The organism is Paenibacillus sp. B-A-8, assembly GCF_048572915.1.
Classification (GTDB): domain Bacteria; phylum Bacillota; class Bacilli; order Paenibacillales; family Paenibacillaceae; genus Paenibacillus_AQ.
The window spans coordinates 5,048,956-5,066,763 of the sequence record NZ_CP183882.1 but is presented as its reverse complement, the minus strand read 5'-3'; the positions used below and the strand labels follow the sequence as shown (position 1 = coordinate 5,066,763).

The window sequence follows — 17,808 nt, the reverse complement described above, 5'->3', positions numbered from 1 at the left end:
AGGGGATAGCGATTGGAACAGCCGTGGTGGAAAAGGGCGGTATTCTATGAAGTGTATATGCCAAGCTTCTGTGACAGTAACGGAGATGGGATTGGTGATTTCGACGGTCTTACTTCCAAGCTGGATTATTTGAGGGATCTTGGAATCGGGGGCATCTGGCTTACACCGTTCTATAAGTCTCCAAAAGTGGATAACGGGTATGACATTGCGGATTATTACCAGATCGACCCGGATTATGGAACGATGGAAGGCTTTGAACGCTTTATTCAGGAAGCAAAGACTCGTGGAATCAGAGTGATTGCCGATCTTGTCTTGAATCATACGTCTTCAGAGCATGCATGGTTCAAGGAATCCCGATCCTCAAGAACAAATCCGAAGCGGGATTGGTACATTTGGAAGGACGCTGTGAACGGCGGAGTTCCAAATAACTGGGAGTCTTTTTTTGGCGGAACAGCGTGGGAATGGGATGCTGCTACGGAACAGTATTACTATCATGGGTTTGCGAAAGAACAGGTCGATTTGAACTGGGCGAATCTGGAAGTAAAAGAAGCGATGAAGGATGTCATGGCTTATTGGCTTGGCAAAGGCGTTAGCGGTTTCCGGCTAGATGTGATCAACTTCTTGTCGGTGTCCGATCAATTCCCGGATAACCCGATGGATGAAATGACGGGTGAACAAAAGCATGTGCATGACCAGAATCAAAATGGAATTATAGAGGCCATCGAGGAAATTAGTGAGTTTGTTCATGCGCATAGCGGGATGTTCATGGTAGGTGAGGTCGGATCTGAAGACATGGACATGCTGAGGCATTACAGCGGAGCGGGTAAGTTGGATGTAGTCTTTAATTTCAATTTGGGAAGCCAGAAGGAATTTAGTCCAGAAAATTTATTCGCGGAGCTTAAGACGATGGAGCAGGTACACCGTGAGGATCAGATTCCAACGTTATTCTTCGGCAGTCATGATATGGATCGCGTGATTTCGCGTTTTGGCGAAGGAGATGCGGAGATTGAGGAGGAACGGGCTCGTCTGATGGCAACGCTGGCCTTGACCGCAAAAGGGGTACCTTTCCTATATTTCGGTGAAGAGATTGGGATGCGGAATTTCGTAGCCCATAAGCTGGAGGATATGCGGGATATCCAAGGATTAAACGCATATGAAATTGCACTACAGCGGGGGGCTACCCGGGCAGAAGCCTTGGAAATTGCGAATGCGAAGGGAAGAGATGCATCCCGTTCTCCGATGCAATGGAACGCAGGTCCCCAGGGCGGGTTTACTTCAGGGAAACCATGGATTGACATGGGCCCAAATTATGAGCAATTAAACGTGCAGTCCGAATCAAGTCAACCGAATTCATTACTTCATTATTATAAAAAGCTTCTCAACTTGCGCAATACACAGGACGTGTTTCAGTTCGGAGATTATGACGTGCTGGAACGCAGAGGCAATCTTATTTTATATGTAAGAACGTTGAAAACACTCAATACTAGAGCACTCGTAGCTTTGAATTTTGACAAGCAAAGCATACAGATTGATCCTAGTATGTTGTTGGATGGGCAAGCAGCCTGTATATTATCAAGCCGCCGAGAGACAGTGAGCGGCACAGACTTGGTCACTCTATTGCCGAATGAAGCCGCAATATGGATGTGCGAGCCGCTATTATTTGATTAGAGAGGAACGTTATTATTATGAAGCTGCATAAAACTGCTGTGAAAACATGTGAACAATTGCTCATGGAATACGCGATGAAAGACGTGTTCGTAACAGATACGCAGAAAATAAATTTCACCGGTGTAGATCACAAAGATGTCTATAACATTACAGCACCTTTCCAAGATGAAGGTGAATGGGTGATAGCAGGTCGGGTTGAAGCCCGTGACAGCGAGCATTCCAATGTCGTTTTTTTCGTCGAGCGTGATGGACAGTGGGCTCCTCGTGAAGGAGCGCCTATTCTTAAACTTCAAGATCCGTTTTTTACGAAAATCAATGGCGAATTAATTGTTGGAGGTGTTCAAATTTACCCGCATCCGGTAAAAGCTGATGCCTTAATGTGGCGTACAGTATTCTACCGCGGGAAGAACATCGCTAGCTTAGAGTTATTCTTTATTGGTCCGGATGGTATGAAAGATTTGCGGCTGGTTGACCTGAAAGATAGCATTGGAGTGCTGACCCGCCCTCAAGGAGATAAAGGAGGACGCGGGAAAATCGGTTTTACCCGCATTGCCTCGTTGGAGGCGTTATCCATTCCGTTGATCGAAGAAACACCGTTGTTGGAAGGGCAGTTCGTTGATGAAGAGTGGGGCGGCGCGAATGAAGCACACTTGCTGAAGAACGGGCTTCTCGGTGTCCTTGGGCATATCGCATCTTTTGATGAGGCGGGTGATCGTCACTACTACCCGATGGTATTCGCTATCGATCCGGAAACAGGTGATTATTCGGATATTCAATTAATCGCTGTACGCAATCAGTTCTTGCCAGGTGTTGCCAAACGTCCTGATTTAGAAGATGTCGTATTCAGCGGCGGGCTCGTACGTCATCAAGACGGTACAGCTCACATATATGCAGGAATCAGCGATGCCGAAGCACAACGTGCGACAATTCCTGATCCATTTGCTCAATTTGAAATTTTATAGCATGAAATCCATTTGGTTAAGGGAGTTATTACAACATGAAAATCTATCGTTATGAACAAAATCCGCTGATTACACCGGCGGACGTCAAGCCGTATCACGAGGACTTTGAAGTGATCGGTGCATTTAATGCCGGTATCGCTAGCTATAATGGTGAAATATTAATGTTTCTTCGAGTAGCAGAACGTCCAATCAGTAAGGACCCTAAAATTGTGAAAGCTCCGATTTATAATCCGGAGACCAATGAATTAGATATTTTGGATCTGAATACGGATGACGAGCGTTTCGATTTCTCTGATCCGCGTGTGATCAAGAATAGATCCGCCAGTGCTACATTCCAGTACTTGACTTCATTATCTTATATCCGAATTGCTCGAAGTAAGGATGGACATCATTTTACGGTGGATGAGAAGCCATTTGTGTACCCTAGCAATTCACTGGAAACCTTCGGGGTAGAAGATCCCCGCGTAACCCAAATTGGGGATACCTACTATATATATTTCTCGGCAGTCTCCCCTGTGGGCGTTGGAGAATCGCTGGTATCAACTAAAGATTTCGTGAATGTAACTCATCACGGCATGATCTTTGGGCCGGATAATAAAGACGTATTGATTTTCCCAGAGAAAATTAACGGCAAATATTATGCATTGCACCGTCCAACGACGAAAAGCACGGGAAATCCTGAAATATGGATTGCAGAATCGGACAATTTATTATATTGGGGCAATCATAAGCATCTGATCGGTTTGCGTGACGGGATGTGGGATAGTGGCCGGATTGGCGGCGGTGCGGTTCCATTCAAGACCGATAAAGGTTGGCTTGAGTTGTATCACGGGGCAACACTGGAACATCGCTATTGCATGGGGGCAGTCTTGTTAGATCTAAATGATCCCTCGAAAGTGATTGCGCGTTCCAATGCTCCGATTATGGAGCCGGAAGCGGATTATGAGAAGAATGGATTCTTCGGAGATGTTGTATTCTCTTGCGGTGCACTTGTGGAAGGCGATGTCGTCAAAATGTATTACGGAGTTGCGGATACATCAATGGCTTGCGCAGAACTTAGTGTACAAGAAATTCTAGACAGCTTGGTATACGTATAACAATAAAACGTCAAAACCGTAGTGGTTTTGACGTTTTAATTTGGGAGAGATGACGAAGATAATGAATATCAAATTAACTGAAAACTGGAAACTTCGTGATTTTAATGTCGGGGAAGTCCGGGATCTTGAAGTTGCATCCCCAGAGTTCATTGATTATTTCTGGATGACCACCACAGTGCCCGGTGACATCCATACGACGCTTCGGGAGAAAGGCATCATTGAGGATCCTTTCTTTGGCCATCAAGATCAGAAATGCCGTTGGATTGAAGAAAAGGTATGGTGGTATCGAACGGTCTTTTCATACGATTCTGATCCTCAACCTGGTGAAAAGATAGAGCTATTGTTCGAAGGGTTAGATACCTATGCGACCGTATATCTTAACGGTGTGGAGCTTGGATCAACGGATAATATGTTCATCAGCCATTCATTTGATGTAACCCGTGAATTAAATAAGGGGAAAAATACGCTTGCCGTAAAATTTGATCCTATTCATGTTCACGCAGGCGATAAGGTCCAATATTATTGGTCGGGCTATAGCAAGAAGCGGATCTGGACACGTAAAGCGCAGAGTCATTTTGGCTGGGACTGGGGTCCACGTCTGGTCTGTGCAGGGATTTGGAAAGAGGTGCATTTAATTAAACGCCGTCATGCACATTTAGATCATGTGTTTGCTCGAACAACTTCGATCCAGGATCAAGTAGGTATCGTTGATGTGGATTTATGCGCGCATGCCTTTGATCGCGAGTGTTCATATACGGCGTGTGTGGAACTCTTAGAAGGTACAGTGCGCGTTGCGGAAGCGTATGTCTCTTTAGACAGAGCTTCAGGGATTACGGTTGACGGGGCAATTACAGCACGCACGCTTCATCATTCAGTTACTTTGCGGGTGATAGATCCGAAGCTGTGGTGGACGCATGATCTAGGAACGTCTTTCTTATATCAATTACGTGTTACGTTATTTGCAGATGGGGAGCCAATCGATACTTATGAGCAGCGATTTGGGATTCGTAAGATCGAGTTAATGCAGCTTGATGAAGAGGGGTGCCATGCTTTTACGTTTGTATTGAACGGTGTAAAGGTCTTTGCCAAAGGTGCAAATTGGATCCCTATTGATAGTTTTATTGCGACCGTACCGGATAGCCGATATACGCATCTCCTTCAAATGGCCAAGGCTGCCAATATGAATATGATTCGCGCTTGGGGTGGAGGCATTTATGAGCGGGATATTTTCTTTGATGAATGTGACCGGTTAGGAATCTTAATCTGGCAGGACTTCATGTTCGCTTGTGCGTTGTATCCAGATTATAATCGTAATTTCATGAATAATGTTCACCGAGAAATTGAGCAGGTCGTAAAACGTCTTCGCAGTCGTACGAGTCTTGCCTTATGGTGCGGGAATAACGAGAATGATTGGTTGTATGAGGCACTCTCCTCTAGCGGCGAGATTACACATCCTTTTTATGGAGAGAAAATATATCATGAGCTCATGCCTGCGGTGTTGGAGCAGCTCGATCCAACGCGAACGTTTTGGCCTAGTTCCCCTTTTGGTGGAAATGATCATAATTCGCGTGATGTGGGCGATACACATAACTGGCAAGTCTGGCATGGGAATAATGAGCCTCGTCAATTTGGTGAACCACAGACACAGGATTATAGTGTTGAAGGGATATCGTTCAAACGATTCAAGTCAGATTTCACGAAATTCGCCAGTGAATTCGGACTGCATGCCGCTTCCAATCGTTATACTTTAGCGAAGAACATGCCGGACAATCAGTTCTACTGGGATAGCGATGAAATGAAATACCGTAATAAAGATGTCCATTATCCAAAGGGTATTATGCTCATGGAAGGTTATACTGGAATTCCGAAGGATATCTATGAATATATTCAATTCTCGATGCTTACTCAGGCAGAGGGGTTAAGATATGGTATTGAGCATTATCGCCGTAATAAGCCGGATACGAGCGGGGCTTTGTTCTGGCAGTTTAATGATTGCTGGCCGGGAACAAGCTGGTCTGTCATCGATTACTATGGCTTACCAAAAGCAAGCTATCACTATGCGCGTAAATTCTTTGCACCGGTACTCTTATGTGTAGATCATGACCCGAATGGGCAGCTGCTGTTATGGGCTGTTAATGATCGGCGTGAGATTTATGAGGATGAGGCGGAATTAACAATCTATCGGATGGATGGTACGATTGTATATCAGCGTGCATTCGATGTGACTGTTGAAGCAAACGGTAAAATGAATTTTGCCAATTTACCTGAGGCTGAGGTGCTGCAACAGCATAGTCCGCGCGAGGTTGTGGCCGTGCTTCGTTCGAAGAAACAGGTGACAGAAGAGTATGTTCTCTATTTAAGAGATTATAAAGATATGGATTATCAAGAAGCACATATTCAGATCTCTGTGGATGAAGTAAAAGGACATATCCGTTTAATCTCGGATCGTGTTGCCCGGATGGTGATGATTGAACTGGATGCTCCTTGGGTGATCATGGATGATAATTTCTTTGATCTGATCCCAGGTGAGGAGAAGACGGTTCATGTACATCATGCTGCTGCAGGGGAACTTCCTTGGGAAACCCTACGTGTGACGGCGATGAATGATGCATCTATACAGAAGCTTAGAACTGAAGGAGATGTACTAATATGAAGGCGGCCGTATTTCAGGGAAATAAGCGCATTGATTTTATGGAATGGGAAGCTCCAGCTGTAGGCCTCAAAGAAGTTAAACTTCGTGTGAAATGCTGCGGAATCTGTGGTACAGATCAGCATATTTATCATGGATATCCAGGGTCTGCGGAGGTGACCGCTCCGGTTGTGTTAGGGCATGAACTCGCAGGGGAAGTGGTTGCTGTGGGTGACGAGGTGACGGCTCTTCAGGTTGGGGACCGTGTATCCGTGGATCCTAACATCTATTGTGGAAACTGTTATTTTTGCCGGAATGGAAAAGTGCATCTGTGCGATAACTTGCAGGCTGTTGGAGTAACTTGTGATGGAGGCATGGGCGAATATTGCGTAGTTCCTGCCGCGAACTGTTACTTGTTACCTGATGAAATGAGCTGGATCGAAGGGGCAATGATTGAACCTCTAGGTTGTGTTCTTCATGGCTATAAGAAGCTCGACATTCGTAGAGCTCACCAAGTCCTGATTATCGGTGGTGGTTTTATTGGTCAATTGTTCTTGCAGCTCGTAAAAGCTGCGGGTGTTAAAGGGATCATTGTCAGTGAGCCGGAAATGTTCAAACATGACCGATTAGTCGAATTAGGTGCGGATGAAGCGGTTTCTCCTGCAGCAGCAGGTGTGATGGAAGCTCTTCATCATCAATTTGATATTGTGATTGAATGTGTAGGCCGGGCGGATTCCATGGAGCTGGCGGTTAAGGCATCACGTAAGGGTGGACAAGTATTAATGTTTGGTGTTGCTTCCCCTGACACATGTATTCAAGTCTCCCCATTCGAAATTTTCACGAAAGAGCTGGTCATCATGGGCTCTTTTATTAATCCTTATACCCATGAGGAATCGATTGCGTTAATTGAGAAGGGGATCGTTCAGATTGAGTCATTGATTAGCCATCGCTTTTCGTTGAAAGATGTTCCAGAGATCATGGAGGAGTATACGAATCTGCGTGTTTCTAAAGGGGTTATTGTGCACGAGAGGTAGTGCTAAATCATAGTAGCGTATATCAAGCGATGACTATTGGCTATTTTGCCAAAGGTCATCGTTTTTTTTTGTGGGCAAAAACTGGCTGTGACGAGGTCTCTCTTTAGAAAATATTGAAGTTAATACTCAGTTAAGAATCCCTTCACTATCCGTTTACGATTCAGAGTTAGAGTTAGAGGAGGCCATGAGAAAAAGGAGCTTTGTCATGAACACAGATCCTAAAGTACTTATTGTTACTTCGGCATTTGGAGACGGGCATATGAAAGTCGCTGAAGCCATCGAACATTCATTTAGACGTAGAGGGATCAGTCGGATTACCACCTTAGATCTATTCGCTGTAGTTCACCCTGCTATGAATGAGCTATCCCGAAGATTCTATTTGAACAACACAGGGTATACGCAAGAATTTTATGGATTATTGTACACAATGACGAGCAAGATGAGACCAGAACAGTTCATGGGCAGACTCATACATTCTATGGGCAAACGAAAAGTGCAAAGGATCATCGACGAGATACAGCCGGATATTATTATTCATACCTTCCCTTATTTGGCTGCTGCTGAGCTAGCATCCACAACAGGTAGTAGAATGCCTCTGTTCACAGTTATGACGGATTATGTAGTTCATGGCAGGTGGCTTCATCCACAAACGACAAAATATTTTATCGCTTCAGAAGACATGAAGACAACGCTGATGTCGGCAGGGGTCGCTGAAGAGAAGCTTGTGGTCAGTGGGATTCCAATTCGCGAGGCATTTGAGCAGACTCAAGATCGTGAAGCGCTTTTACGCAAACATGGGTTATGCGGAGATCGTCAATATCTACTACTGGCGGCAGGAGCTTACGGAGTATTAAGTGACATTAGCAGTTTAATAAAAGGAGTACTGCTTCAATCGAGCTTCGATGTCATCGTATTGTGCGGGAATAATCATAAGCTTCAAGCAGCTACGGTAGAGATTTTTCAAGAGAACCCCAGAGTTCACATCTTGGGATATACGGAAGAAATGCAGGAACTGATGTATATAGCTTCCTGTCTATTGACCAAAGCAGGCGGGATTACCTTGACTGAGGCGATGGCTCAAGCACTTCCAGTTATCGTCTATCGACCACTCCCTGGTCAGGAGGCAGGTAATGCAGAATGGTTAGCCGGGCACAATTTGATTGAGATCGCACGAAATGAGGAGCAATTAGTAGAGCAGCTTCAGCGATTGGAGTATGTGGCGTATAGAGATGAACGGGAACAGCAGCTGAAGGTCTTTTCGCGAAAATCAGCCTCGGATGCTATCGTTACTGAAGCTTTAGAAGCTATTAAATTGCGTCAGCCTTCTGTTCCTTTAGCAAAATCTGCGGTTGTTGAAGGGCAGGCGAAGACAATTCATGGATATTATTAGCCAAAAAGAAAGACCACAGCAGACGTTTACCCGCCTCGCAATGATTCTCTTTTTTATAGAATGGATAAGAGGGGCTGTGCTGATCGCTTTCTTACCTACGTATGTATTGACGAGTTTGGGGCTTACAACGTCAGTAGTCGGTGTTGCGGTCTCCGCGCACTATTTAACGGACAGCTTGATTAAAAGCTTCATTGGCTATCTCTTGGATAGATATCCTGGGCGCACCGTGCTTCATGGAGGGTTCTTTCTTGGGTTCGTTGGACTGTTAGTGATGGTGACAACGCATAGTCCTTGGATGCTTATTGTAGCCTCTGCTTGCTTGGGTGCCGGATTCTCACCGATCTGGATCTTATGTATGAGCCAGGTATCAGAAGAAAAACGAGCACAGCAGATGGGAACCCTGTACGTATACTGGATGGCTGGTTTAGGTCTGGGTCCTGTAATGATGAATTTATTAATTGGCGGCGGGTTGTCGCTGTCCCTTGCTGTCATTGGATTATTTTTTGTAGCGGGCTGGATTATGGTAGGTCTTGTAAAGATGAAAAATGTCTCGGTGCAGAGTGTGAATATATCTGTAGGCGGGCAGTTTGTATCTCTATGGAACAAAGTGAAGAAGGGGGGATTTTTGGTCCCCGGCATGCTGCTGCAGACTACAGCGGGCGGGATATTGGTCCCTTTTTTAACAAGCTTTGCGATCTCACATCTGGGTTTGTCTCATTCACAGCTGTCTATCGTGCTATTTATGGGAGGAGCAGGTGTAGTTCTGTTTCTTGTCCCTATGGGAAAGTGGTTTGATCAAGTTGGAGGCAAATGGTTCCTTGTCGTTGGATTCGGCGTGTTTGCGCTTGCCTTGTTCGGCCTAACTTCTATTAACTCCTTCTCCGCTGCCATTGGGCTCGCGCTTCTGCTGGGGTGTGCTTATGCTGCTTTGCTTCCTTCATGGAATGCGTTAATGGCCAGTTACATTCCCGAAGATTCCGTGGGGATCAGCTGGGGATTATTGTTTTCCATAGAAGGTTTAGGGGTGGTTATTGGTCCTCTAATTGGAGGATGGCTGGGAAGCACAGGGAATCAACTGCTGCCTTTTCAAGTCAGTGCCTGTTTGTTTGGACTAATAAGTGTAGTCTACTTGCTATCTCCCGCTCGATTATTTATTCACAGAAACAGAGTAACCAAGAAGCTTCCGAATGTATCGTAGTTAAGATTTATTTAATAGACTCTTCACAACGAATTTAGGAATTGCACCTAAGCTTAATATGCAAGACTAAATAAGTGATGAAGGGAAGGAAGAAAATGAAGAAGAAATGGCTACTTACCGGAGGTGCAGCAGGGATTAGCGGGGCGATCATGCTGGTTACCGGAATGACGGCGTTTGCGGGAACCTCTGGATATGAGGATTACAAAGCCGCACTTAAGAATACTGCAGAGAATATACAAACTGTTACCGTACAAGCTGATGCGATGCTTAAAGATAACGGGACTATTCTGAGTCAGGCACAAGGAAGTATAAAAGTAAGCTTGCCGAATGAAGCCGTAAGTGGCGCTGTGAAGATTAGCGGGTCACAAGGTTCCCATGAACTTAACCTCTATAGTCAGCCTGACGGACAGGTCTGGAAGAGCGATGCTTCCGATATTTATTACGTAAAGCAGGATATTAAGGATAAGAAGGATCAGGAAACAGGAACAGAACCGAAGGAAGCAGTTTGGCTTAGCAGCCAAGAAGAGACGATCATGGATGCTTTGATCGGCAATTTAAAGAATGAGATCACCTCTACTACCGATAAAGACGGTGCCAAGCATATCTCGCTGCAGCTTGACAATGCACAAATCCCGGCAGTGGTGCAGGCGTTAGCCCCGGTTCTGTTCAAGAATCTTTCGGAAGAGAAAGATCATAAGTCCAGTAAAGAAACGACTGTCGATTCAAATGATCCAGAGGATTTAATTCAGCATAACCTGTTTGATTTCCAAGCAATTGCTCTGACGAACGGTGTACAGATTCAAAGCATCCGTTTGAATGCTGATATCACTCCGGCTAATGAGCTTCAGCACCAACAGTTAGATCTAACGTTTGTGGGTCAGGATGCGCAAGGAGCCTCCCATACTTTGGCTGCTAGTGTGGATGTTCAGCTCTCCGCATTCAATGCGACTACACCAGAGTCTATTGACCTCTCAGGTAAACAAGTGCAGCAGGTGAAAGAGGACCATGAATACGGACATCGTGATTAAAGATCCCGTTGCGTTGAATAAGTAAGTGTGGAACAACTAAAAAGTATGCAATTAGAAAGTCCCTATGATGTGATTAGTCATAGGGACTTTCTTTATTAAAAAGCTATTTTCGCATATATTAGTCCTATGGAAGCCCCACAATCCGGAGGTGTTTGAATGAGAGTTTTATTAACTGCAACAATGGTATTGCTAATGCTCGCGGTGTTCACGGTTGGCTGTCAAAATTCAAAGAATCCGGTACAGCAAAATTCATCAGAACCCACTGAAATAAAAACAGCTACAAAAGAGCAATTAAGCAAAGTGACAGCTAAAATGACTTATGAAGAAGTGATTAGTATTTTAGGCGCCAGCAAGGACATAGGCTCTGGATTGTATATTATTCAGTATGAATACACAGATGGTCAGCGATTCACTTTAGATTTCTCAAGTTATGATGGACTGATAACGGAGGAAGATTATAAAGAAATTCGCAAACTTATTAATAGTTAAAGTTAATCAATTGAATTGCTCCCGCATATCCCCAGACTTCCGGCGCCGCCGACTCATGAATACCAAAGCCAATGCAATGATCGTGAGAATAATCCCAAGGACTTGAAATCCCTCAAAGCTGAACTTACCTCTCATTATGATGCCTATCAATAAGGAAGAGAGGATGGTTCCCAGATATCTTGATGTATTAAATAATCCGGATGCTACTCCGATGATTTCTTTGGGTGAACTTTGGAACAAAGCTGCTTGCATGCCTACATTATTCAACCCATTGCTAATCCCGAATGCAGCCAACGCCAGGCACACGCTAATAACCGGTGAAGATTGATTCAATGTCACGAGCCATACTGATCCCGCAGTCATCAATATTACAGACACTAGCAATGCCGGTCTTGGTCCGGATTTATCGATCCATCGTCCTGCTATTGGAGAAGTAACTAGAGAGCATAGGCCTAAGGTTAGCATAAGTATCCCTGTTTGAAATTCGCTGACATGGCGAACCACTTGCAAGTAGGACGGAACTCCGAAAAAGAGTGAGTAATAAAGTACGTTAACGAGCATGAACTCCACATTAACCCAAGTCATCGCAGGATATTTGGCGAATGTGCGTAAAGGTATAAAGGGTGAGGTCGCTGTTAACTCATGTCGTACGAATACCCCTAGCAGAGCGAGTCCTATCAGTGAAACAACGACATTTCCTACAGCGATGTGCCCGGATGATTTTGCTGAGAGTAATCCAATGAGCAGGGCAACCAGTCCCACTGTGAAGAGCAGGATCCCTGATCCATCTATCCAATTGAACCATTTGCGAAGGGACATGCCCGATGAAACGGTTAATGGCGAGTGTTCCTTAGGAATATTTCTCCAAGACAATAGAAAGCTCACTACCACAAATGGAATATTGACGAAAAAGATAGCAGGCCAGCCCCACCAGTGTATGATAACCCCGCCAATAAAGGGGCCGATGGCTGCCGCACCGGATAGGAAGATGGACAAAACAGACAGCGCTGTCGCTTGTTTTTCCGTTACATGAATTCGCACTATGGCCATCCCAACGGCAACCATCATGCTAGTTCCAATGGCTTGCACAATGCGGAACACGATGAGCCACGCGAAGCTTGGTGCGAATGGAGCTAATAATGAGGCAATGAAGGCTACTACAAGCCCGGTAAGAAATATTTTTCTCCTACCAAATAAATCGCTGGCCTTTCCCATGACAGGTTGAGCGATGCTACTAGCAATGTAGAAAGAAAAAATAATCCAGGAAACACCTGTATAGTCAAGTTGGAATACATTTTGCAATCTTGGAATAGCCACAGAAACCATTGAAGAATTTAATGGGTTCAATAGTATCCCTAGACCCACAGAAATCATTAACCACCAATTCCGAGCACTCATTTTGGGTCCCCCTAAAGCGTATTAATGTCATCCTACTTGATTTTAATTATTCATTCCAACGCATTTTATGTTATATTCTCATTGACTTAAAGGAATGAATGGGGTGCGAAATGGAACTTCTACAGCTGCAATATTTTCTCGCGGTAGCTCGACTGGAACATGTGACCGAAGCTGCCAGGAATCTGCACGTTACTCAATCATCACTCAGCAAAACAATCCAGCGCTTGGAGGAGGATCTAGGGTTCCCTTTATTCGATCGAGTAGGGCGGAACCTGCGTCTGAATGAGTTCGGAAGCAGATTCCTTCGCCGTGCAGAAAGAGCCTTGTTTGAATTGGAACAGGGGAAGCAGGAGCTTAGCGATTTATCTCACCCGGAACATAACACGCTTGAATTAGCGGTGACCACCGCCAGTACATTACCCAATATCCTTCGCGAGTTTCGGAAAAAGCGACCTGATATTCAATTTCACGTGCAGATGCTGACTACCAAGGAAATGGTTACACTTTTGGATCGAGGAGAGGTGGATTTCTGCTTGTCCTCACCCCCTATAGAAGGGGACGACATTGAATGCCAAATCGTGTTTATCGACCCTATCCTTGTAGCGGTTCCTAAGGGACATAGTTTGGCAGAGCGAAGCAGTGTATCTTTGATAGAGCTCAGAGATGAATGGTTCGTCGGGGTTAAGAGTGGTTACGGAACTCGGGATTTAATAGACTCTGTGTGCCAATCGGTTGGATTTACGCCTAAATATGTGTATGAGGGGGATGAACCTGCAAGGTTGATCACGCTTGTGGAAGCTGAGATCGGTCTTGCCTTCATACCAAGTACAGCGAGAAATTCAAGGGAAGACATCAAATATCTCCAGATAGAGAATCATGAATTGGTAAGGGAAATTGCTTTAATATGGCACAAGAGTCGGTACATTTCGCAAGCTGCTTTGGAATTTCGTGAGGTAGTTGTAGAATATTTCGGATCATTATCCAAAGAGGTTTAAGACAATTGGGGATGGGTATCTAGAGGTATTTAACTGGATGCAAAAGAACAATTGCATCCAGCTCAAGGACGTATAGTCTATAGAAATATTTTATAATGAAGATGTAGAAAAATCTGGTAGTGTTTAGTTATCTGATGTTGGTTCTTCCATAAACCATGAGATATGGGTGCATCTCTTACAAATAAGTATAGCCGCGTTTTTATTCGCCCAGTCAAATCCTAGAAAGGATGCTCCGCTTGTGTTAAGTAGTTTATAATCCAGATCAAAGGTATCGTTTTGACAACAAGGACAGGTTATTCGCGCGCCTGCAGCACTGTATCTCATTTTAAAAACCTCCTGTGAATTTGTATAGTTCTTTAACGCACCTGAGGTTATTGAGGTTTCATGTACTCGAACTTACTAGTCAATTTGGGGTGGAATTATGAATAGCTGGGAAACAGCATTGTCAAAGGTATGTGAGCTTTATTTTTCACCGGAGGTAAATTCGAAATTAGAATGGATCTTGGTGGGCTCAGTGGGTTCGGTATTACAGGGCTGTGAAATGACTCCGGGAGACGTTGATATTTATACAAAAAATAAAGAAGGGATTGCACAATTTGCAGAACTTCTGAAGGAATATTCCTTGCTGGATAAATGTGAATTCCCTCATGGGGAGAACTGGTTATCCTCTTTAGAAGAACCTGCATACACTCAGACCTTTTCTTCGGGCTTCTCATGGACAAAGGGGAGTTGGATCATCGATGGGTTTAAAGTGGAAGTCGTTCATATCTCCAATTCAGCGGGCATTCCTGATTCTATGGATGGCGATGGAATATGGGAAGGTGGACAATTCATTTGGAATCATTTTAGGAATGTGACAATCGGACGGTATACTATTCCTACAGTTCCTCTAGAAATACAGCTAGAATCAAATTTAAGAAGACAACGATCAGACAGGACACAAGCGATTATTACTGCATTGCAAAAATATGGCTACGATCAAGAACTAATCGAAAAAGCTCTATCAATGAAACACTTACCTTATTTTTATTCTCAAATGATTTGAGCAATGGAGATTATTTTTAAAAAGGGAATTAACTGGTATAATATGGTTTATAATCGAGAAAGGTGTTGATTTCTATGTCTGACTTTTTTGATCCAGGACCTAATCCGAATGTGACGGACCCTGGCGGTCATAAAGCAAACCATGATGTCAATGCGCAAAAATATCATACACAAGGTGTTGCTGGATTTTGGAGCGAGGTAATCAATCTGTTCATCGTGGTGGCAATAATTGCAGTTATTTTCTTACTCATATGGATCTTCTAATGGTCTTGTAATGAAAAAATGACAGCCCTCATTTAACTTGAGGGCTGTCATTATCGTTATTGAGCTGAGTATCCTCCATCGATGACTATTTCCGAACCTGAAATGTATGAAGATTCATCTGTTGCCAAAAATAACGCCGCTTGGGCAATATCGATGGCTTGACCCAAACGCTGCAAAGGTGTTGCCTGAATCAATTGGTCTAGCAAATCCTTTGAAGTACTTAAAGCTTGAGTCATTGGCGTTTCAATAATTCCAGGGAATAGAGTGTTTACCCGTACGCCTTGACGGCCGAAGGTTGTAGCAGCCGCTTTAGATAATGCGCGAACTGCGCCTTTGGATGCCGAGTAGTGATTAAAGCCTTGACCGATCAGAGCTGTATAAGAAGAAATATTGATGATCGAACCTTTCTTTTGAGCTGCCATATAAGGCGTGACATGTTTAATCCCAGCGAACGGGCCATAACCATTGATGGAATTGATTTTCTGCCAATCCTCAATATCGATTTGATCAAATGGTTTTTCAGAAGAGATGCCTGCGTTATTGACAAGAATATCAATCTTACCAAAACGATCATGTACTTCCTTTGCCAGCACTTTCCAATCCTCATCTGAGGCAACATTCAATTTCATTCCATAAACATTCTGTTTCTGGCTTACTTTTTCTAGCGCTGCCTCATTGATATCTGCGGCAATAACGATAGCGCCTTCTTGAGCAAACAGATCTGCCATGCTTTCACCAATACCGGAAGCCCCACCTGTAATAATAGCCACTTTATTATCTAATCTTTTCATTTTATTTTCTCCTAACGAATTAAAAGATAACTGTTGGAATAACAACTGCCATTACTAATATGCCCAAAAAGATGTAGGTATATCTCCAGCCTTCGCTAGCGATTAAGTTACCTGCCATAGGTTGAAGGATAGCTCCGAATATACCACCTAAAGCTACCGTAATTCCCATGTTCCCCAATTCATTTCCTTGAGATCTTTTTCAAATGAACAGGAAGTCAATTCAGTGGGAAGGGGAAAGGGAGGGGGCAGTCTAGCTGCCCCCTCCCTTTAATTTGGTGCACACCTGTCTTGTGCAGACAGGTGTGCACCAGTTCTACTTCTTAATGTGAAAGTGCCTTGCCCTTTTCCAAATAGCTGGTGTCACCGACTTTTCCTACCGTAAACTTGCCGTTCTCCCATTCCACGATCGTCACGCTGGAATTCGGCAAACCACCTTTGCTCATATCCCAAGCGTTAGGATCAAGACCCATGACCAAATCCAAAATGGTGATGCCGTGGGAAACGACAATGATATTCTTTTTTGACCCTTGGTTATCGGCAATGATTTGGTCTACTGCCGCTTTTGTCCGGGCAAAAACCTGAGCCATGTTTTCTCCGTTCACCGAGGTGTAATCGAGTTTCTGGAACGAAGCAACGTTTGTATGCTTCATAATATCTGCTTGATAAGCGCCTTCCAAGTCACCGAAGTTCATTTCTCTCAAGCGTTTATCCGTTTTCAGAATCATGTTTCGGCCTTCCAAAATGGAATCGGCCGTATCTATCGCACGTCCGCTAGAGCTGCTGTAAGCTGCGCTGAACGGAATGTCGTGCAAGCCTCGTGCCAGGTCCTCGGCTACCTTGATGCCTTCTTCCGTGAGCGGAGCATCCGAGAGGCCCTGCATCCTTTTTTGCACGTTAAACAGCGTTTCGCCGTGACGAACGAAGTAGAACGTGAGCTTGTTTTGACCGTTTTCCGCATAGCTCTGATCGCCGACTTTTTGCACCGCATATTTGCCGTCTTTCCACTGAATCTTCGTTACGCTGGAATTCGGCAAGCCGCCCTTGCTCATATCCCAGGCTTTCGGGTCGAGGCCCATGACCAAATCGAGAATGGTGATGCCATGTGAAACGACAAGCACATTCCCGCCTTTTGTTTTGTTTGCTTCAACCATTTGATCCAGCGATGCTTTAGCCCGCTCGAACACGCCTTGCATATTCTCGCCGTTCATCGAGGTGTAATCGAATTTCTTGAACGAAGCAACATTTGTATGCTTCATAACATCTGCTTGATAAGCGCCTTCCAAGTCACCGAAATTGATTTCTCTCAAACGCTTGTCTTTGATCAGCTTGAGATTGCGGCCTTCAAGAACGATATCGGCCGTGTCGCTTGCCCGTTCGCTCGTACTGCTGTACGCGGCAACAAACGGAATGTTCTTCAAGCCTCTGCTTAGATTCTCGGCTACTTCAATACCTTTCTCTGTTAGAGGAGAGTCGGAGAACCCTTGCATACGTTCTTGTACATTAAATATCGTTTCTCCATGCCGTACCAGATAGAAAGTAATCTCTTGGTCTTCCTTTTTAGCGGTATTATCTGCATTTGCACCTACATTGCCTACACTAAATGAACTTAAAACGAAGAAAGCCATCATGACAGTAAATAACTTAGATAAACGCTTGTTCATACATATATCCCCTTTACTATCTATTTTGAAAGCGTTAACATTGTTATTATATCGAGGGGATCAAATTCAAAATATCCATTTTTTAAGCAAAATCAAGGCGTATTTTCTCGTGTTTCGTATGAATGTGAGATGTACTTATATATCCAAATTAAAAAAAGCT

Annotated in this window: 17 protein-coding genes; 12 read left to right on the top strand and 5 right to left on the bottom strand. The window is 44.2% G+C overall.

All coding sequences use genetic code 11. From position 1 onward, the window contains the following. Positions 1-12: 12 nt before the first annotated feature. The 9 genes from ACN6MV_RS22960 (at position 13) to ACN6MV_RS22920 (ending at position 11,495) form a co-directional block, all read left to right on the top strand. Entirely contained in the window at positions 13-1,668 is a 1,656-nt protein-coding gene (locus tag ACN6MV_RS22960; protein ID WP_419884944.1) for an alpha-glucosidase, read from the top strand. 17 nt (positions 1,669-1,685) lie between these two features. Continuing rightward, entirely contained in the window at positions 1,686-2,630 is a 945-nt protein-coding gene (locus ACN6MV_RS22955) for an MTP-1 family protein (protein ID WP_419884943.1), read from the top strand. 35 nt (positions 2,631-2,665) lie between these two features. After that, positions 2,666-3,727, top strand: coding sequence for a glycoside hydrolase family 130 protein (locus tag ACN6MV_RS22950; protein ID WP_419884942.1), 1,062 nt, complete (start codon positions 2,666-2,668; stop codon positions 3,725-3,727). A gap of 67 nt (positions 3,728-3,794) precedes the next feature. Next, entirely contained in the window at positions 3,795-6,380 is a 2,586-nt protein-coding gene (locus ACN6MV_RS22945; RefSeq protein WP_419886796.1) for a beta-mannosidase, read from the top strand. Next, complete coding sequence (locus ACN6MV_RS22940; protein ID WP_419884941.1) at positions 6,377-7,390, top strand: zinc-dependent alcohol dehydrogenase family protein; 1,014 nt, start codon at positions 6,377-6,379, stop codon at positions 7,388-7,390. The genes ACN6MV_RS22945 and ACN6MV_RS22940 overlap by 4 nt, the downstream gene beginning before the upstream one ends. A 205-nt stretch (positions 7,391-7,595) precedes the next feature. Continuing rightward, positions 7,596-8,780 (top strand): MGDG synthase family glycosyltransferase, encoded by a 1,185-nt coding sequence (locus ACN6MV_RS22935; protein WP_419884940.1) that lies wholly within the window; start codon positions 7,596-7,598, stop codon positions 8,778-8,780. Continuing rightward, complete coding sequence (locus tag ACN6MV_RS22930) at positions 8,767-9,978, top strand: MFS transporter (RefSeq protein WP_341114366.1); 1,212 nt, start codon at positions 8,767-8,769, stop codon at positions 9,976-9,978. Before ACN6MV_RS22935 ends, ACN6MV_RS22930 begins: the two co-directional genes overlap by 14 nt. A 95-nt stretch (positions 9,979-10,073) precedes the next feature. Then, positions 10,074-11,006 (top strand): hypothetical protein, encoded by a 933-nt coding sequence (locus ACN6MV_RS22925; protein WP_419884939.1) that lies wholly within the window; start codon positions 10,074-10,076, stop codon positions 11,004-11,006. A 156-nt stretch (positions 11,007-11,162) separates the two neighbouring features. Then, positions 11,163-11,495, top strand: a complete 333-nt coding sequence (locus tag ACN6MV_RS22920; RefSeq protein WP_042130003.1) for a hypothetical protein — start codon at positions 11,163-11,165, stop codon at positions 11,493-11,495. 6 nt (positions 11,496-11,501) lie between these two features. Here the strand turns inward: ACN6MV_RS22920 and ACN6MV_RS22915 are convergent, their stop codons facing one another. Beyond that, entirely contained in the window at positions 11,502-12,893 is a 1,392-nt protein-coding gene (locus ACN6MV_RS22915; protein WP_419884938.1) for an MFS transporter, read from the bottom strand. A gap of 110 nt (positions 12,894-13,003) precedes the next feature. Here ACN6MV_RS22915 and ACN6MV_RS22910 point away from each other — a divergent pair, with 110 nt between their 5' ends. Then, positions 13,004-13,888 carry a LysR family transcriptional regulator gene (locus ACN6MV_RS22910; protein WP_419884937.1) on the top strand — a complete coding sequence of 295 codons (885 nt, stop codon included), beginning with the start codon at positions 13,004-13,006 and terminating at the stop codon, positions 13,886-13,888. Positions 13,889-14,011: 123 nt separating this feature from the next. Here ACN6MV_RS22910 and ACN6MV_RS22905 read toward each other — a convergent pair whose 3' ends face one another. After that, positions 14,012-14,212 carry a hypothetical protein gene (locus ACN6MV_RS22905; protein WP_042129998.1) on the bottom strand — a complete coding sequence of 67 codons (201 nt, stop codon included), beginning with the start codon at positions 14,210-14,212 and terminating at the stop codon, positions 14,012-14,014. A gap of 97 nt (positions 14,213-14,309) precedes the next feature. On the opposite strand from ACN6MV_RS22905, the gene ACN6MV_RS22900 reads away from it, so the two are divergent. Further along, the gene (locus ACN6MV_RS22900) at positions 14,310-14,933 is read left to right on the top strand and encodes a hypothetical protein (RefSeq protein WP_339287517.1); all 624 of its coding nucleotides are present in this window, start codon (positions 14,310-14,312) and stop codon (positions 14,931-14,933) included. Between the two features lie 74 nt (positions 14,934-15,007). Continuing rightward, a complete protein-coding gene (locus tag ACN6MV_RS22895) occupies positions 15,008-15,196 on the top strand; it encodes a hypothetical protein (protein WP_419884936.1) in 189 nt (62 codons plus the stop codon). A 56-nt stretch (positions 15,197-15,252) separates the two neighbouring features. Here ACN6MV_RS22895 and ACN6MV_RS22890 read toward each other — a convergent pair whose 3' ends face one another. From ACN6MV_RS22890 to ACN6MV_RS22880, 3 genes are all read right to left on the bottom strand, one after another. After that, positions 15,253-15,987 (bottom strand): SDR family NAD(P)-dependent oxidoreductase, encoded by a 735-nt coding sequence (locus ACN6MV_RS22890; protein ID WP_419884935.1) that lies wholly within the window; start codon positions 15,985-15,987, stop codon positions 15,253-15,255. Positions 15,988-16,006: 19 nt separating this feature from the next. Next, entirely contained in the window at positions 16,007-16,156 is a 150-nt protein-coding gene (locus tag ACN6MV_RS22885) for a hypothetical protein (RefSeq protein ID WP_419884934.1), read from the bottom strand. Between the two features lie 151 nt (positions 16,157-16,307). After that, positions 16,308-17,648, bottom strand: a complete 1,341-nt coding sequence (locus ACN6MV_RS22880; RefSeq protein WP_419884933.1) for a histidine phosphatase family protein — start codon at positions 17,646-17,648, stop codon at positions 16,308-16,310. Positions 17,649-17,808: the final 160 nt, after the last annotated feature.

Bases quoted from the DNA above. Each gene is read 5' to 3' on its own strand.
- ACN6MV_RS22910 (WP_419884937.1), top strand. From the start codon at position 13,004: ATGGAACTTCTACAGCTGCAATATTTTCTCGCGGTAGCTCGACTGGAA.
- ACN6MV_RS22905 (WP_042129998.1), bottom strand. From the start codon at position 14,212: ATGAGATACAGTGCTGCAGGCGCGCGAATAACCTGTCCTTGTTGTCAA.
- ACN6MV_RS22880 (WP_419884933.1), bottom strand. From the start codon at position 17,648: ATGAACAAGCGTTTATCTAAGTTATTTACTGTCATGATGGCTTTCTTC.
- ACN6MV_RS22900 (WP_339287517.1), top strand. From the start codon at position 14,310: ATGAATAGCTGGGAAACAGCATTGTCAAAGGTATGTGAGCTTTATTTT.
- ACN6MV_RS22890 (WP_419884935.1), bottom strand. From the start codon at position 15,987: ATGAAAAGATTAGATAATAAAGTGGCTATTATTACAGGTGGGGCTTCC.
- ACN6MV_RS22885 (WP_419884934.1), bottom strand. From the start codon at position 16,156: ATGGGAATTACGGTAGCTTTAGGTGGTATATTCGGAGCTATCCTTCAA.
- ACN6MV_RS22925 (WP_419884939.1), top strand. From the start codon at position 10,074: ATGAAGAAGAAATGGCTACTTACCGGAGGTGCAGCAGGGATTAGCGGG.
- ACN6MV_RS22930 (WP_341114366.1), top strand. From the start codon at position 8,767: ATGGATATTATTAGCCAAAAAGAAAGACCACAGCAGACGTTTACCCGC.
- ACN6MV_RS22915 (WP_419884938.1), bottom strand. From the start codon at position 12,893: ATGAGTGCTCGGAATTGGTGGTTAATGATTTCTGTGGGTCTAGGGATA.
- ACN6MV_RS22895 (WP_419884936.1), top strand. From the start codon at position 15,008: ATGTCTGACTTTTTTGATCCAGGACCTAATCCGAATGTGACGGACCCT.
- ACN6MV_RS22940 (WP_419884941.1), top strand. From the start codon at position 6,377: ATGAAGGCGGCCGTATTTCAGGGAAATAAGCGCATTGATTTTATGGAA.
- ACN6MV_RS22955 (WP_419884943.1), top strand. From the start codon at position 1,686: ATGAAGCTGCATAAAACTGCTGTGAAAACATGTGAACAATTGCTCATG.
- ACN6MV_RS22920 (WP_042130003.1), top strand. From the start codon at position 11,163: ATGAGAGTTTTATTAACTGCAACAATGGTATTGCTAATGCTCGCGGTG.
- ACN6MV_RS22935 (WP_419884940.1), top strand. From the start codon at position 7,596: ATGAACACAGATCCTAAAGTACTTATTGTTACTTCGGCATTTGGAGAC.
- ACN6MV_RS22950 (WP_419884942.1), top strand. From the start codon at position 2,666: ATGAAAATCTATCGTTATGAACAAAATCCGCTGATTACACCGGCGGAC.